At 46.5% G+C, this 14321-nt stretch carries 12 protein-coding genes; 5 read left to right on the top strand and 7 right to left on the bottom strand.

The window, feature by feature from the left end:
* Window positions 1-57 precede the first annotated feature (57 nt).
* A complete protein-coding gene (locus NNX04_RS03115; RefSeq protein ID WP_007641451.1) occupies window positions 58-552 on the top strand; it encodes a peptidylprolyl isomerase in 495 nt (164 codons plus the stop codon).
* Window position 553: 1 nt separating this feature from the next.
* A complete protein-coding gene (gene lpxH, locus NNX04_RS03110) occupies window positions 554-1276 on the top strand; it encodes a UDP-2,3-diacylglucosamine diphosphatase (RefSeq protein WP_261947478.1) in 723 nt (240 codons plus the stop codon).
* 74 nt (window positions 1277-1350) lie between these two features.
* On the opposite strand, the gene NNX04_RS03105 is transcribed toward lpxH, so the two are convergent.
* The 6 genes from NNX04_RS03105 to NNX04_RS03080 form a co-directional block, all read right to left on the bottom strand.
* Window positions 1351-1761 (bottom strand): LiaF transmembrane domain-containing protein, encoded by a 411-nt coding sequence (locus NNX04_RS03105; RefSeq protein ID WP_261947477.1) that lies wholly within the window; start codon window positions 1759-1761, stop codon window positions 1351-1353.
* Window positions 1762-1778: 17 nt separating this feature from the next.
* Window positions 1779-3392 carry an ABC transporter ATP-binding protein gene (locus NNX04_RS03100; protein WP_261947476.1) on the bottom strand — a complete coding sequence of 538 codons (1614 nt, stop codon included), beginning with the start codon at window positions 3390-3392 and terminating at the stop codon, window positions 1779-1781.
* A 3-nt stretch (window positions 3393-3395) separates the two neighbouring features.
* Window positions 3396-4286 (bottom strand): ABC transporter permease, encoded by an 891-nt coding sequence (locus NNX04_RS03095; RefSeq protein WP_261947475.1) that lies wholly within the window; start codon window positions 4284-4286, stop codon window positions 3396-3398.
* Window positions 4286-5221 (bottom strand): ABC transporter permease, encoded by a 936-nt coding sequence (locus NNX04_RS03090; protein ID WP_007641461.1) that lies wholly within the window; start codon window positions 5219-5221, stop codon window positions 4286-4288. The genes NNX04_RS03095 and NNX04_RS03090 overlap by 1 nt, the downstream gene beginning before the upstream one ends.
* Entirely contained in the window at window positions 5221-6852 is a 1632-nt protein-coding gene (locus tag NNX04_RS03085) for a peptide ABC transporter substrate-binding protein (RefSeq protein WP_261947474.1), read from the bottom strand. The genes NNX04_RS03090 and NNX04_RS03085 overlap by 1 nt, the downstream gene beginning before the upstream one ends.
* A 68-nt stretch (window positions 6853-6920) precedes the next feature.
* The gene (locus tag NNX04_RS03080; RefSeq protein WP_261947473.1) at window positions 6921-8987 is read right to left on the bottom strand and encodes a M3 family metallopeptidase; all 2067 of its coding nucleotides are present in this window, start codon (window positions 8985-8987) and stop codon (window positions 6921-6923) included.
* Window positions 8988-9292: 305 nt separating this feature from the next.
* On the opposite strand from NNX04_RS03080, the gene NNX04_RS03075 reads away from it, so the two are divergent.
* The 3 genes from NNX04_RS03075 (at window position 9293) to NNX04_RS03065 (ending at window position 11989) form a co-directional block, all read left to right on the top strand.
* Window positions 9293-9910: a hypothetical protein gene (locus tag NNX04_RS03075; protein WP_007641469.1), complete on the top strand. Its 618-nt coding sequence runs from the start codon at window positions 9293-9295 to the stop codon at window positions 9908-9910.
* Between the two features lie 5 nt (window positions 9911-9915).
* Window positions 9916-10890 (top strand): GGDEF domain-containing protein, encoded by a 975-nt coding sequence (locus tag NNX04_RS03070; RefSeq protein ID WP_007641470.1) that lies wholly within the window; start codon window positions 9916-9918, stop codon window positions 10888-10890.
* 133 nt (window positions 10891-11023) lie between these two features.
* Window positions 11024-11989 (top strand): sulfite exporter TauE/SafE family protein, encoded by a 966-nt coding sequence (locus NNX04_RS03065; protein WP_007641472.1) that lies wholly within the window; start codon window positions 11024-11026, stop codon window positions 11987-11989.
* A gap of 26 nt (window positions 11990-12015) precedes the next feature.
* Here NNX04_RS03065 and NNX04_RS03060 read toward each other — a convergent pair whose 3' ends face one another.
* Window positions 12016-14229 carry a TonB-dependent siderophore receptor gene (locus NNX04_RS03060; protein ID WP_261947472.1) on the bottom strand — a complete coding sequence of 738 codons (2214 nt, stop codon included), beginning with the start codon at window positions 14227-14229 and terminating at the stop codon, window positions 12016-12018.
* Window positions 14230-14321: the final 92 nt, after the last annotated feature.

Raw genomic sequence — 14321 nt, 5'->3', positions numbered from 1 at the left:
CGCGTATCATACCGGCTTTTTCCAGCACCACCCTCTAAATCTCAAGGGAGATTCACCATGATCACATTACACACTAACTACGGCGATATCGTTATTGAACTGGATTTTGATAAAGCGCCCAAGACCGCAGCCAACTTTAAACAATATGTAGAAGAAGGCTTTTATAACGGCACTATTTTTCATCGTGTCATTGATGGCTTTATGATCCAAGGTGGCGGTTTTACGGAAGATTTTCAACAAAAAGAAACCCGTGAAATGATTCAGAACGAAGCTGACAATGGCCTGCAAAACCTGACCGGCACTTTGGCTATGGCGCGCACCAATGATCCGCACAGCGCCACCGCGCAATTCTTTATTAACGTAAAAGACAACAGCTTCCTCAATCACTCAGGCAAAAATGCATCCGGTTGGGGCTACTGTGTGTTTGGTAAAGTTGTTAATGGCATGGACGTGGTAAACAAAATCAAAGGTGTAAAAACTGGCAGCAAAGGTTTCCATCAAGACGTACCTAAAGAAGCCGTTATTATTCAAAGCGCCACTATCGCTGAATAATATGTACACACTGTTTATTTCAGATTTACATCTCCACGAATCACGCCCGCAGATCACGCGGGCGTTTTTTCATTTTTTGCATACACAAGCAATTAACGCCGAATCACTTTATATCCTTGGTGATTTTTTTGACGCCTGGATTGGCGACGATGATGACGCTGAGCTTCCGCAACAAGTAGCGGATCAATTACTTGCACTTACCCGGAATGGCGTCACGATTTATTTTATGCATGGCAACCGGGATTTTTTATTAGGCGATAGCTACGCCAAAAAATCGGGCATGATAATTATCCCCGAAGGCACCGTTATTGATTTATATGGCACAGCAACGCTACTGGTTCATGGCGATGCGCTCTGCACCGACGATAAAGATTACCAAGCATTTCGAGCAATGGTTCGCAGCCCACAATGGCAACAACAAGTGCTTGCGCAGCCACTTGCCGCACGCCGTGCATTAGCAGCGCAACTGCGTGATAAAAGTCAAAGTATGAATAGCCTGAAAGCGGCAGATATAATGGATGTAACACCGGCCGAAGTAGTTAAACAGATGGAAGAGGCAAAAGTACAAGTTATGATTCACGGCCACACTCACCGCCCTGCACGCCATAAGCTGTTGGCTAACAACCGTCCTGCAGAGCGCATTGTACTGGGCGATTGGCATGATTTTGCCTGGTGCATCAGGGCCGACAGCAATGGTATGGAATTAAAAAGCTGGGAGATTTAAAAAACTAATTTATTGTGGCTTTAAATAACCAAGCCTTTTAAGCAAAAGGTCTCACAACCACTCTGGTTGAAAGTTTAACGGCTGCGACTTGTCATCATGTAAAGCCCACCAACAATTACAAACAGCGGCCACCAAGTCCAAAATGAAAGATCCAGCAAAAACATCAGCGCGACAAACACAATTGTTCCCGCTGACACTAGTGAGTTGGCTACAGCAACGCCCAGCCCCTCTTTGCGATAAAAACTAAATGCCTGCTGTAGCGGCCCAATGGCAGCAAGCAAAATAAAAAATGCCCACCAGTTGTGAAAATCCAAAAAGAATAATTCATAGCCCAGGTTGCGCGCCAACAACAAGCCACCAATCACAACAATAGCCAAACCGAGCGGCCAATTAACAGAGCGTGATGCAGTTTTTGGTGTATTCACATTCTGTGGATTATTCGTTTGTGGAGCTGGAACTTGGGGTTTATCGTCTGGCTGATTCATAAAAAATCCTTTCAGGTCTATAACGTTGGAATCGCTGCTAGTAAGTGACGAGTGTATTCTTGCTGTGGCGATGAAAACAATTGCTCTGTTTCACCTTCCTCTATCAACTTACCTTTCTGCATTACAACCACCCTGTCACACAAATAACGCACCACCGACATGTCGTGCGAAATAAACAACATGGTTAAATTGTGTTTTTGAGTTAGCTCCAATAACAGGGCGAGAATTTGTGCACGAATAGTCACATCGAGTGCCGAGACTGGCTCATCGGCAATAATCAAGCGCGGTTTTAATGCAATAGCACGAGCAATAGCGATACGCTGACGCTGACCGCCGGAAAACTCATGGGGATATTTGCGAATAAACCGACGATCCAGCCCAACGTCATCCATTAGTTCTTTTACTTTTTCAAGCACGGTGGCCTGAGTGGCCAGCTTATGCACTAACAGTGGTTCAGCCAAAGTATCAAATACCGTCATACGCGGATTAAGCGATGCATAGGGGTCTTGAAAGATCATTTGAATTTGGGGGCGGACACTACTGAAATCCGCTTCAGTTGCAGCAAGAAGATTTTTACCGTTAAACACAACCTCCCCGGATTGCGCATCCACCAAGCGAATAATACTGCGCCCCAAGGTTGATTTCCCTGAGCCGGATTCACCCACCAAACCCAAAATTTCTCCACGGCGAATAGTGATACTCACATCATCCACACCGCGCGCAAAGCGAGTTACTCTTCTGAAAATAGCACCAACTCTGTGAGGAAATCCAACCTGTAATTTTTTAATTTCCAGCAGTGGCGCTTCATTCGGTTGCACAGCACTTGGAACCGGTTTGGCGGTAGTCAGCACTGCACTCAATAATTTGCGCGTATATTCCTGTGTAGGATTTTTAAAGATTCCCACTGCAGTACCCTGCTCTACCAGCTTACCCTTTTCCATCACCAAGACATGATCAGCCATTTGCGCAGCCACGCCCAAATCATGGGTGATAAAAATAACTGCCAACTTGCGTGTTTGTTGCAGTTGTTTTATGAGGGTGAGAATTTGCGCTTGTACCGTAACATCCAGCGCCGTAGTTGGTTCATCGGCAATTAACAACTCCGGCTCAGCCAATAACGCCATCGCAATCATGACGCGTTGGCGCATACCGCCGGAAAATTGGTGCGGATATTCGTGTATGCGTTTGGCTGCATCTTGAATACCTACTTCATGCAGCGTAGCAATCGCCTTTTCAAGCGCCTGCTGTTTACTTACCCCTTTATGTTGCAATAACACTTCGGTTAGTTGATCCGCAATGCGCATGTTTGGATTAAGACAGGTCATTGGATCTTGAAAAATCATGGCGATTTTATTGCCGCGAACTTGACGCAACTCGGCTTCGCTCATTTGCAACAGATCTTGTCCATGAAATAACGCACGACCAGATTCAATTTTTCCCGGTGGCATAGGAATGAGCCCTAGCAAGCTATAACAGGCTACAGATTTACCTGAACCCGACTCGCCCACTATACCAAGCACCTCACCGGCCTTGAGTGAGAAATGTAGATTTTCAACCGCTACTGTTTGCCCATTGCGGGTATTAAATACCACGCGCAAATTTTCAACCGCTAATAATGTTTCTTGGCTCATGACTTAATCCTTGGAGGCTCGTGGGTCAAGCGCATCACGCAAACCATCACCGAGGAAGTTGAGAGAAAATAGCGTGATAGTTAGCACTAAACCGGGAAAGATAAGTAACCATGGATATTCCTCCATAGTCTCCACACCGCCAGAAATTAATGACCCCCAGGAACTGGCTGGTGGCTGAATACCGAGACCTAAAAAGCTAAGAAATGATTCCAACAAAATCACACTGGGAATAGTCAGCGTGGTGTATACGATGACTGGCCCGAGCACATTGGGAATTAAGTGGCGAGTGATAATCCGCCATGGCGATAAACCCATGGAGATTGCCGCCTCAACAAATTCTTGTCGTTTAATGCTAAGCACTTGCCCGCGCACAATACGCGCCATGGTCAACCACTCAACAGCACCAATCGCCAAAAACAATAGCAACATACTGCTACCAAAAATAACGGTAAGTAAAATAATAAAAATGGTAAACGGCAAGGCATAAAGTGCATCGACAATACGCATCATCACGGCATCAACACGGCCACCAATAAAACCGGCGATTGCGCCCCAGAGCACACCAATCGTAAGTGCGACTGCCGTTGCAATAAAGCCCACCATCAATGAAATGCGGCTGCCGTACATAATGCGCGTGAGTTGATCGCGTCCGAGTGTATCCGTACCCAACCAATGCGCCGCGGATGGAGCAGAAGCACCGAGATCCAAATTTTGCTCTTCATAACTGTAAGGCGCGATCCACGGCGTAAGTAGTGCGATAACCACCATAAACAAAATGACAAACAGACCAATCATTGCCATTTTATTTTTTTTGAGCCGGGCGATTGCATCCTGGGTGAGGGAGCGCCCCTTTTCTGACTCCAGTAATTCAACTGGCAAGCTATTAACCGACATTATTGTTTACCCCCAAGATCCTGACGCACTTTTGGGTTTAACCAGACCAACGCAATATCGGCCAGCAAATTAAACAGCACAATAAGAAAAGCGAAGAAAATGGTTAGGCCGAGAATTAACGTGTAATCGCGATTAAATGCCGCCATGACATAAAAACGCCCAAGCCCCGGAATTTGAAAAATAGACTCAACCACAAATGACCCAGCGAGTAAACCAGCAATGGCTGGCCCGAGAAATGAAATAACCGGTGTAATGCCCCCGCGCAGCGCATGTACAAATACGATACGCGCCGTCGATAAACCCTTGGCTTTTGCGGTGCGAATATAATCCTGCGACAACACATCCAGCATGCCACCACGACTGATACGCGCTATATAAGCTGCATAAGCAAAACCCAACGTGATGGAGGGAAGAATTTTATCCCCCGCAATTTGCCCCCAACCGGCTACTGGCAACCATCCCAACCAGATTCCAAATACCAATAAAAGTATTGGCCCAAGTACAAAAGTCGGCATACAAATACCAATCATTGCAGCAGACATGGGAATGTAATCTTGCAGCGTATTGCTTTTTAAGGATGCAAAAATACCGGCTGCAAGCCCCACCACTAGTGCAAACAAAATTGCATAAAGCGATAGCTCCGCCGTGGCGGGAAAACCCGCTGCAATTAAGTCATTTACGGTATGGGTTGGATATTTAAAAGAAGGGCCAAAATCCCCCTGCAGTAAATTACCCATGTAATCTAAATACTGCTTCCATAAGGGATCATCAAGGTGATAGCGCTCGTTTAAATGTTTAAGTACTTCTGGAGGTACTGCGCGCTCTGCATCAAAAGGGCCTCCGGGAGCCATTCTGATCATAAAAAAAGTGACTGTTGCCACCAGCAACAAAACGGGAATGGCTTGTAGGCTGCGCTGAATAATAAATCGCAACATTATTCGCCCCCCTTATTGCTGGCTTCCAAATACATATATTTGTAGGGGTGATAATCCATAGTATTGGGGAAATAACCTTTTACATCTTCCGAGAGTAAATAATTAGTGGTGTAGTTGTAGATGGGAAGAATTGGCGCTTCATCCACAAGAATTTGTTCGGCTTCTTGGAAATAGGCATAACGCTCATCGCGAGATTTAGCGGATGTTGAAAGGCGCATGAGCTCATCGTAGCGTGCATTACCCCATCCAGTATTGTTATTCCCACCGCCAGTCATAAACAGCTCAAGAAAGGTGTACGGGTCTATGTAATCACCGATCCAACCTCGTCGGCCAATTTGAAAATTGAGCAATTGTTGATTGCTCAAAAAAACCTTCCACTCCTGATTTTGCAACGAGACATCAATATTCAACGCTTTCTTCCACATTTGTTGAATGGCAACTGCAATTTTCTGGTGATCCTGACTGGTGTTATAAACCAATTCTAATTTAGGGAAACCTTTTCCATCGGGATAGCCTGCCTCAGCCAGTAGCTTGCGCGCCAATTCAATGTCATAGGTCATTTTAGCATTAGGTGTATAGCCCAATGTATCAGGCGGTGTGAGTGCATACGTAGGCAACTGCCCGCCGCGAGTAACATTTTTAGTTATAGCCTCGCGATCAACTGTGTAAGCAAGTGCCTTGCGCACACGCACGTCATTTAGAGGCTTTTGTGTCACGTTAAACGCATAATAATAAGTACCGAAATATAAATTCCCTTTGTATTGAGCAGAATTTTTCTCGCGATAGCGCTCAATTTTAGTACTGGGCATAGTTTCAGTTTTATGCAACTGCCCTGCTTTGAACATTCGCTCCTCAACCAATGCTTGATCGATAGGATAGAAATTAATTTTATTTAGCTTAACGGTAGAAGAATCCCAATAATTATTGTTACGTACAACGGAAAACACTTTTCCCGGAGTCCATTCTTCGATAATAAAAGGACCATTACCTACAAAATTTTCGGGGCGCGTCCAGCGTGTAGCGGCTTCATCCATGCGACCATATTTGAGCAGCGTAGGCACATGGACAGGATAAGCACTATGGTGGTCCAATATTTGTAAAAAGTAGGGTGTTGGGTTTTCCAAAATGACCTGCAATGTATGTTCATCAATTGCCGTCACCCCAACCTCAGAAAAATTTGTAATCTTTCCTGAATGGTAGGCTTCAGCATTTTTAATGCTGTAAAGCATACTGGCATACTGATTACCCAAAGCCACTGAAAGCGCGCGCTGCCAGGACAAAACAAAATCCTCAGCAACTAATGCCTCACCATTTGACCATTTTGCAGTTGGGCGAATATGAAAGGTATACACCAAACCATCTTCAGAAATGCTCCATCGTTCGGCAACCGCAGGCACAATTTCCAATGTTTCAGGATGTTTAGAAACCAAACCTTCAAATAAGGCCATTTGCAAATGGTATTCAGGCATACCTGTCGTTGTATGGGGGTCAATTTCGGCGGGCTCAGTGCCATTCCCTATGTGAAGTATTTGTTGTTCCGTACCAATATCAACCAACGTTTTCCGATCACCGCATGACAATAAAGAAAGACTCAAGGCGATCACAAGATAAACTTTTAATGCAGATTTCATAAGAAAACCAATGTCAAGTAAGGCATGAACCACAAAGCCCGCACTGGGGTTGCAGTGCGGGCTTCTCTTTACTCAGTCGCTAAATCTTTCGCAAACGCATCAAAACTATAAGGGCGCCCCAGGAAATCCTGCACCAATTCAGCTGCATCTTTGCTTCCACCGGGTTCGAGTACTGTTTTACGGAAATGGTTTGCCAGTTCAGGGTTGCGCAAGCCTTTCTTCACAAATTCGCTGTGCATGTCAGCGGCGATCACCAGCGACCACATGTAGGTGTAATAAATTGAGGAATAGCCATTGAGATGACCGAAGCTGGCGTAAAAGTAGGTATCTTCTACATAACCAAATGGAGAATAAGTTGATTGGATTGTTTTCATCGCCTCATTCAAATCCAGCGCCGCTGGATCATTGTTGTAGAGGCCCAATGACAGGGCTGCATAAAACAGTTGATGCTTGGTCCACATGGCGCGGCCAAAATCCCTTGCAGCGATCATTTTTTCTACCAGTGCTGGCGGAATAACTTCACCTTTGTCGTTTTGTGCAAAGCTAGCAAGTGTTTCAGCATCCCACACCCACTCTTCCAACATTTGCGAAGGTGCTTCCACAAAATCCCACTCAGTTTTAATGCCGGAAAAATACATCCAACGCTGGTTGGTACCCGCAAAAATGCCGTGTAACAAATGACCAAACTCGTGCAGAAAAGTTTCTACGTCAGCATGTTCCATTAGGCCTGAACTGCCATCCCCACCGGGGAAATTACACACTAAGGCAGCAACAGGTAATTGAACACCTTCAATACCGTTTACAACAGAAAAGGCGGCGGCATGTTTATATTTGCCTGTACGTGGGTGCATATCCAGATAAAAACGCCCGATAACTTTATCACCCTCCACTATTTCAAACGCGTTTACCGATTCATGCCACACATCCGTTTGCCACGGGCGGATGGTCACCCCAAACATTGCCTGTACAAGGTCAAAAATACCCTGTTTAACCTTGTCGTAATGAAAATACTGACGCACTTCTTGTGCGTTAACTTGGTACTGTTCTTTTTTTACCAGATCTTCTACGTACATTTTTTGCCAGTCAGCAACACGGGTCGCCGTAGGATCTATTTTTTGCAGGCGCGCTAATAGTTGTTGATATTCCTGCTCTGCACGCGGAGTTGCAACGCCAGACACTTTATCGATAAAAGTTTGCGCGTTAGCGGGCGAACCAATCATTTTATCTTCTGTGACAAACGCCGAGAAATTTTCATAGCCGAGAACTTTTGCCAGTTCATGGCGTTTTTCAATCAGGTTTTGTAAGACCGCTTTGTTTTCAGGGTAGGCTTGCTGGCGGAAAATAATGTAGAACTGTTTGCGCAGCTCGTCGCTTTCAGCGTATTGCATGAAGGGAACATAATCAGGATAAGCCGTTGTGAGAACAATTTTGCCTTCATCATTCGGCTTGTGAGCGTCGATATAATCCTGCGGCAAACCTTTTAAGTCATCGACAGAATCCAATACCAGCTGGCGCGCGCCATCGCGAATGTTTTTATCAAAACTCTGACCAATTAAATTGATTTCTTCATTCAATTTTTTAATGCGGTTACGGGTTGCTTCATCTTTATCAACACCGGCGCGTTTAAAGTCGCGCAATAAATGTTCGAGAAAACGTTTATCCAGCGCATCCAACCCTTGGTTATCTACCGCCACCAAATGATTGTAAAGTGGGCGCGACAAACTAATTTCGCTAATCAGTTCTACAAATTTTTGCTCACATTCTTCAGCGCTAACACGCACGGCTTCGTTGGGGTGCACATTGGCGTAGAGGCTCGCCAAACTCATTTGTTTATCTAATAGCAGGTCTATATTGTTAATTGCCGAGAGCAATTCTTTTGCTTCATAGCGTTTTGATTCAATAGAAAACGCCTTCATTTGCTCCAGGATTTGACTGTGATCAGCTTGGCAATTTGCAAGGTAGTCTGCGGCAACTTTATCGGTTGGCTGCTGCCATGCGATAGACGCAGTAGAAGAAGAGGATGAACTATTTTCTGTTGGGCTTGGACTGCAACCAGTTAGGAACCCCAGCCCCAGTGCCAGAACAGAAACCGGCTTGAGAAAGCCAAGCGGATTAAATGCACAGATGTTCGTCAAGATAACCTTGCATCGACTCATAATTGCCTCTATTAACTATTGTTCAAGAAAGCGCATGATCGACAATACCATCGTCAACGCCAGCCAACCTACCTTCAGGGCATGGTAGTACACTTTCCACCACAAACAAAGAGCCTAAAAAACCATAGCCGATAGACACTTAGAGTATAAAAAATCAGCCCGATTCAGGCTTGGCAAGAAGCCGAAAACCTTTGCTTTTCACTGCCGGGATCTTTTGCAACAAAGCTACAGATTGCTGCTAAGCTTGAATTAATCCTCCAGATGCGTATAACAAGATCGAAACTATGCCTGAATACCTGCTTACTGAAGACCAGCGCGACTGTTTGCAAGAGATTACCAACGTCGCCATGGGCCAAGCCGGCTCCCATTTGGCTCGCCTGCTGGATGTATTTGTGGTGCTGTCCATTCCTCACGTCAGCGTATTAAACCCAACCGATATCGCCATGGCGCTTCAATCACTCAACCGCGAAAATCACAACGATGTAGTTCATGGTGTATGCCAGGGATTTATTGGCGGTGGAATCGCAGGTGAAGCCATGTTGATCTTTCACGGTACCGACTTCAACGACCTGGCGCGATTGCTGAAATACGACAAAGTACCGGATGAACAAGCGCAATACGAATTACTGATGGATACCGCTAATGTGCTTAACGGAGCCTGCCTGCGCGGACTTGCCGAACAGTTGGATACCCATTTCAGTTTTGGCCCGCCCATGCTACTGGGGCAACACTGCAACATTACCGACTTGTTACAAAATAATAATATGAAATGGAAACAGGCATTGGTGGTAGAGATAAATTACGCCATTGAAGATCACAAAATTAATTGCGACTTATTGTTAGTGGTTGCCGAGCACTCAATCTCGGGCTTAACCGAAAAACTCGACTACCTACTTGATTAGGTTGAATGACACCGATGGCGAAAAATAAAGATTCAAACAAGCTGTTCGACGATGTTCATTGGCAAATGGACATTTTGCAAAATATTGATGTCGGGCTCGTTGTAATGGACGAAAACTATACCATCGATGTGTGGAATAGTTTTATGCAAAACCACAGCGGTAAAGCCCCAGAGAAAGTATTGGGTAAGAGCTTATTTGAAGCATTTCCTGAACTCCCGGAAGCCTGGTTCAAACATAAAGCGCAATCCGTTTTTGTACTTCAAAATACTGCGTTTACTACTTGGGAGCAGCGACCTTATTTATTTCGCTTTCCGCATTATCGCCCTATTACCGGTACCGCTGAATTTATGTACCAAAATAGCAGCATTATCCCGCTACTGGATACCAATGGAGTCGCGCGTCACATCTGCCTGATTATTTATGATGTCACCGACACCGCCGTCAATAAACTCGCACAACAACAAGCTAACAAACAACTGCAAAACCTCAGCCGCACTGATCACCTGACCGGTTTATTTAATCGCGGTTACTGGGAGTTGAGATTAATTCAAGAGTTCAAACGTTTTGACCGGTATGAACAACCTTCCAGCCTGATTATGCTGGATATCGATCACTTCAAAAAAATTAACGATACCTACGGCCACACGGTAGGCGATGAAGCTATTCGCGCCGTCAGTAGAACCATCCGGGAACACACCCGCGATCTGGATATTCCCGGTAGATACGGCGGCGAAGAATTTGGCATTATCCTGACCAACACCAATGGCGATGGTGCCTGCGTATTTGCCGAACGCCTGCGAAAAACCATCGAGGAATCTACCATTTACGCAGAGGGACACGTGATTCAGTTTACCGTTAGCATGGGCGTAGCAGAGCTGAATCAGGACTTGCACGATCATCGTCACTGGATCGAAAAAGCAGACCAAGGCCTTTACCGCTCCAAAGAGGGAGGGAGAAACCGGGTTACCCTGCTCCCCTGAGTTTTCCTGGCAAGGGGCAATAACCTTATTCCCTGGACCAGATGTTATAAGCTGATAACAAGTCGATATTTCTCAAACCGGTGGCATCTCAATAGGATGCGCTCACCCAACACTGGAATGGAAATACGCTTGAATGAAAATTCGTGACCTCGACCTATCCGATAACGCCATCAACCAGGAACATGAAGCACTCGGCATTCCTCCTGTAGAACAAATTCCCCTCCACCCAATTATCCGCACCGCAGTATGGTTTGCGATACTGACACTTATTGGCCTTGTCGCTTTGGGCGCAGCACAGGTATTTGGCAGCAGCTGGGATGAAGGCGTTACTACCATCAAAACCACACTCAATGACTCCATGTTTTGGAATGCTTTACTGGTGGGCTTGTTGGCACAAATAGTCGATGGCGCATTGGGTATGGCTTATGGCCTCACCTCAACCAGCTTTCTGCTCGCGACCGGCGCATCACCGGCATTGGCGAGCGCATCGGTGCATATGGCAGAAGTTTTTACCACCGGCATATCAGGTATAAGCCACGCCAAATTCGGCAATGTTGATAAGAAATTATTTTTACGTTTATTGATTCCCGGCATTGTCGGCGGCCTGCTCGGTGCACTGCTCGTTACTCAAATTGACGGCGACACCTTGAAACCCTTTATCACCGTGTATTTATTGTTGATGGGTATGTACGTGCTGAGCAAAGCGTTTCGCAAACATATTGCCACGCGCAAAGGTGAACCCAAGCATGTTGCCAAACTCGCGTTATTGGGCGGTTTTGTGGATACCTCAGGCGGTGGCGGTTGGGGGCCGGTAGTGACTACTACATTGGTCGGTACCGGCCATGACCCACGCACCACAATTGGCTCGGTTAACTTCGCTGAATTTTTTCTGACGCTCACCAGCGCCGCATCACTGTTTATTCTCGTTGATGAAACCATCTGGCATGTGGTCGCGGGGTTGATTGTAGGCGGATTATTCGCCGCCCCCTTCGCCGCCTATGCGTGCAAAAAGTTCTCGACCAGGACTTTACTGATTTTGGTGGGATTACTGATTAGCGGGATATCGGTGTTTAATCTTTATAAGGCACTTATCGGCTGATAAGTGCGCTCACAAAAACCAACGGCTTAAAACCTATATTTCATGCCCAATGTTGCGCTGCGCGGCTCACCAAAATCAGCATAACCCCACATGGAGCGGTTGTAGAATTCGTCGAACAGGTTATCGATATTGAGTGAGACCGATAGCGATTCATTCAATGCATAACGCGCCATAACATCGACCAACCAATAGGACGGCTGTTCCTGTCTGACATCAATAGGTTCACCCGTTGTACTGACGCTGGCAGCGATGCTGGAGTTGTAATAGGAATCGCTCTGCCACCGCGCACTGGCGCCCAAGGTTAGGCCATCCCAAGTATCCGCAAAGGTATAGCTGTGGGTAATCTTGAACATTTCATTTGGGATGTACGTCTGACGTGGGTTGCCCTCTTTATCTTCTGCTTCGTTATGGGTATAGCCACCGCTGATCTTCCATTGTTCACTCAAGGCGCCGGCAATCTCAATCTCATAACCGTCGGTTTTAATACCATCGATACTTTCGTAGATATAACTGCCATTGGGCAGTCTCCCCAAGTTGGCATATTCAGAAACACTGTCTTTATTGGCGCGATACACCGCCGCAGAAATATTTAAATCATTGTCGAAAAACGCCAGCTTGATACCAGCTTCAGTATTAGTACCCTCGGTAGGTTCCAATATGTTTCCATCCGCACCGTATTGACTGACCGGTAAGAAAATACCGGTGTAGCTAGTGTAAACCGACATAACATCACTCAAGTCATACACTAGTCCGGCATAGGGCGTGACAACATTATTTTCAGAACTACGCTTGGTCGCAGCACTGCCAATCAGATCGGTGTTTTTATAACTCCAGTCGCTTACACGACCACCCACCATTACCTTCAAAGGGTCGGCAAGGTTAAAGCGCACAGTCCCAAAGGTGCCCGATTGAGTGCCCTCTTCAAGGTTGCCGTAACGACGGTGTGATTGTGAGTAATCAGGTGCTGGTGGCGTACTTTCAACATAAAAATTGAGCGACTCGACGTAAGTCGTCGACATATACATAGTGAATTCATTACTGCTGTAGCTGTGCCCTAAAACCACATCGTGATCGCGTTCAAAAAGGACAAAATCACCGTTGACCATCAGATTAAAACTCTGGGTATCGGATTCGCGATCCGATTGCAGTGATGTCGGCCGGGGCGACCAGGGATCAACAAAGGCGCCAGTAACCTTATCGACAAAGGAACCGAAGTTTGCGTTGCTTACGTCTTGCGATGCAGTCGCGTAGCGATAGTTACTTTTGACTGTCCAGCCGTTGCCAAAATCGTGCCTTAGCTCTGGCATCACGCTGCTTTGTTTGATGTTGCGGTGCGCCCATGGCTGGCCAGTGGAGTAAGAAACCTCGTGGTCGATCAGCGTGCCGTCAGTATAAAACGCCGGATTGGAGCTCCAGTTATAAACACCACTGGCGTTGACTTCTGTGTTATCGGCCAATAGCGCGACGGTGGTTTGCTCTGAAAGATCGGCTTCGATAACGCCGTAAATCACCGATTTATCGCGCGTGTAACGGTCAATATAGGAATCGCCATCGAGATAAGCGCCTACAATACGGCCACGCACACTGCCGGACTCGTTTAAAGCGCCCGATATATCGCCCTCGGTGCGATAGTTATCCCAACTTCCGCCCGATACAGAAACAGAGGATTTGAAGTCGCTCGTCGGGCGCTTGCGGATCATATTCACCGTCGCTGACGGCTCACCCTGCCCACCCAAAATACCGGCCGCACCTTTTAATACCTCAATACGTTCAGCAATCACCGGATCAATACTCTGGCTCAGGTCGCCGGAATAAGTTGAATTGGCGGGGGTGGTGATCATGCCATCCACCTGCACGCCGGTATCCAACTGGAAACCGCGCACGAATACCATGCTGTACTCAGAGGCATCGCCCACTTTGCTAACACCGGGAACATGGTCAAGCACCTGCTCCATGTCCACCAACGCTTTGTCTTCAATCATCTGGCTGGTCATGATGGTGACAGTTTGCGGGGTCTCGCGCAGGCTCATCTCAAGCCCGGTTGCACCGTTCATAGAGCGCGTGGTGTAACTGCCGGTCACCATCACCTCTTCAATTGATGCGTTACCAGTGCCAGATTTTTTACTGCCTTTAAGCAACGGTTCGGCTTGCACGTCTGCATCAGCCGCAAAACCCGTGAAGCTAAAACCCAAGCCGAACAGCGTAGCTACTGCCTGCGCCAGTATGCGTTTCGTAAACATTAATGGAGATCCTTATAGCGGGGGGAGAGAAGTTTGTTGGCACGTTTTTCCTTGACGGGGGAAAATTTCGCAACCTAAAATGCGAATGCTAA

Source organism: Cellvibrio sp. QJXJ (assembly GCF_024452345.1).
GTDB lineage: Bacteria > Pseudomonadota > Gammaproteobacteria > Pseudomonadales > Cellvibrionaceae > Cellvibrio.
This window is presented reverse-complemented; position numbering and strand designations above follow the sequence as displayed.

Bases quoted from the DNA above. Each gene is read 5' to 3' on its own strand.
- NNX04_RS03115 (WP_007641451.1), top strand. From the start codon at position 58: ATGATCACATTACACACTAACTACGGCGATATCGTTATTGAACTGGAT.
- lpxH (WP_261947478.1), top strand. From the start codon at position 554: ATGTACACACTGTTTATTTCAGATTTACATCTCCACGAATCACGCCCG.
- NNX04_RS03105 (WP_261947477.1), bottom strand. From the start codon at position 1,761: ATGAATCAGCCAGACGATAAACCCCAAGTTCCAGCTCCACAAACGAAT.
- NNX04_RS03100 (WP_261947476.1), bottom strand. From the start codon at position 3,392: ATGAGCCAAGAAACATTATTAGCGGTTGAAAATTTGCGCGTGGTATTT.
- NNX04_RS03095 (WP_261947475.1), bottom strand. From the start codon at position 4,286: ATGTCGGTTAATAGCTTGCCAGTTGAATTACTGGAGTCAGAAAAGGGG.
- NNX04_RS03090 (WP_007641461.1), bottom strand. From the start codon at position 5,221: ATGTTGCGATTTATTATTCAGCGCAGCCTACAAGCCATTCCCGTTTTG.
- NNX04_RS03085 (WP_261947474.1), bottom strand. From the start codon at position 6,852: ATGAAATCTGCATTAAAAGTTTATCTTGTGATCGCCTTGAGTCTTTCT.
- NNX04_RS03075 (WP_007641469.1), top strand. From the start codon at position 9,293: ATGCCTGAATACCTGCTTACTGAAGACCAGCGCGACTGTTTGCAAGAG.
- NNX04_RS03070 (WP_007641470.1), top strand. From the start codon at position 9,916: ATGACACCGATGGCGAAAAATAAAGATTCAAACAAGCTGTTCGACGAT.
- NNX04_RS03065 (WP_007641472.1), top strand. From the start codon at position 11,024: ATGAAAATTCGTGACCTCGACCTATCCGATAACGCCATCAACCAGGAA.
- NNX04_RS03060 (WP_261947472.1), bottom strand. From the start codon at position 14,229: ATGTTTACGAAACGCATACTGGCGCAGGCAGTAGCTACGCTGTTCGGC.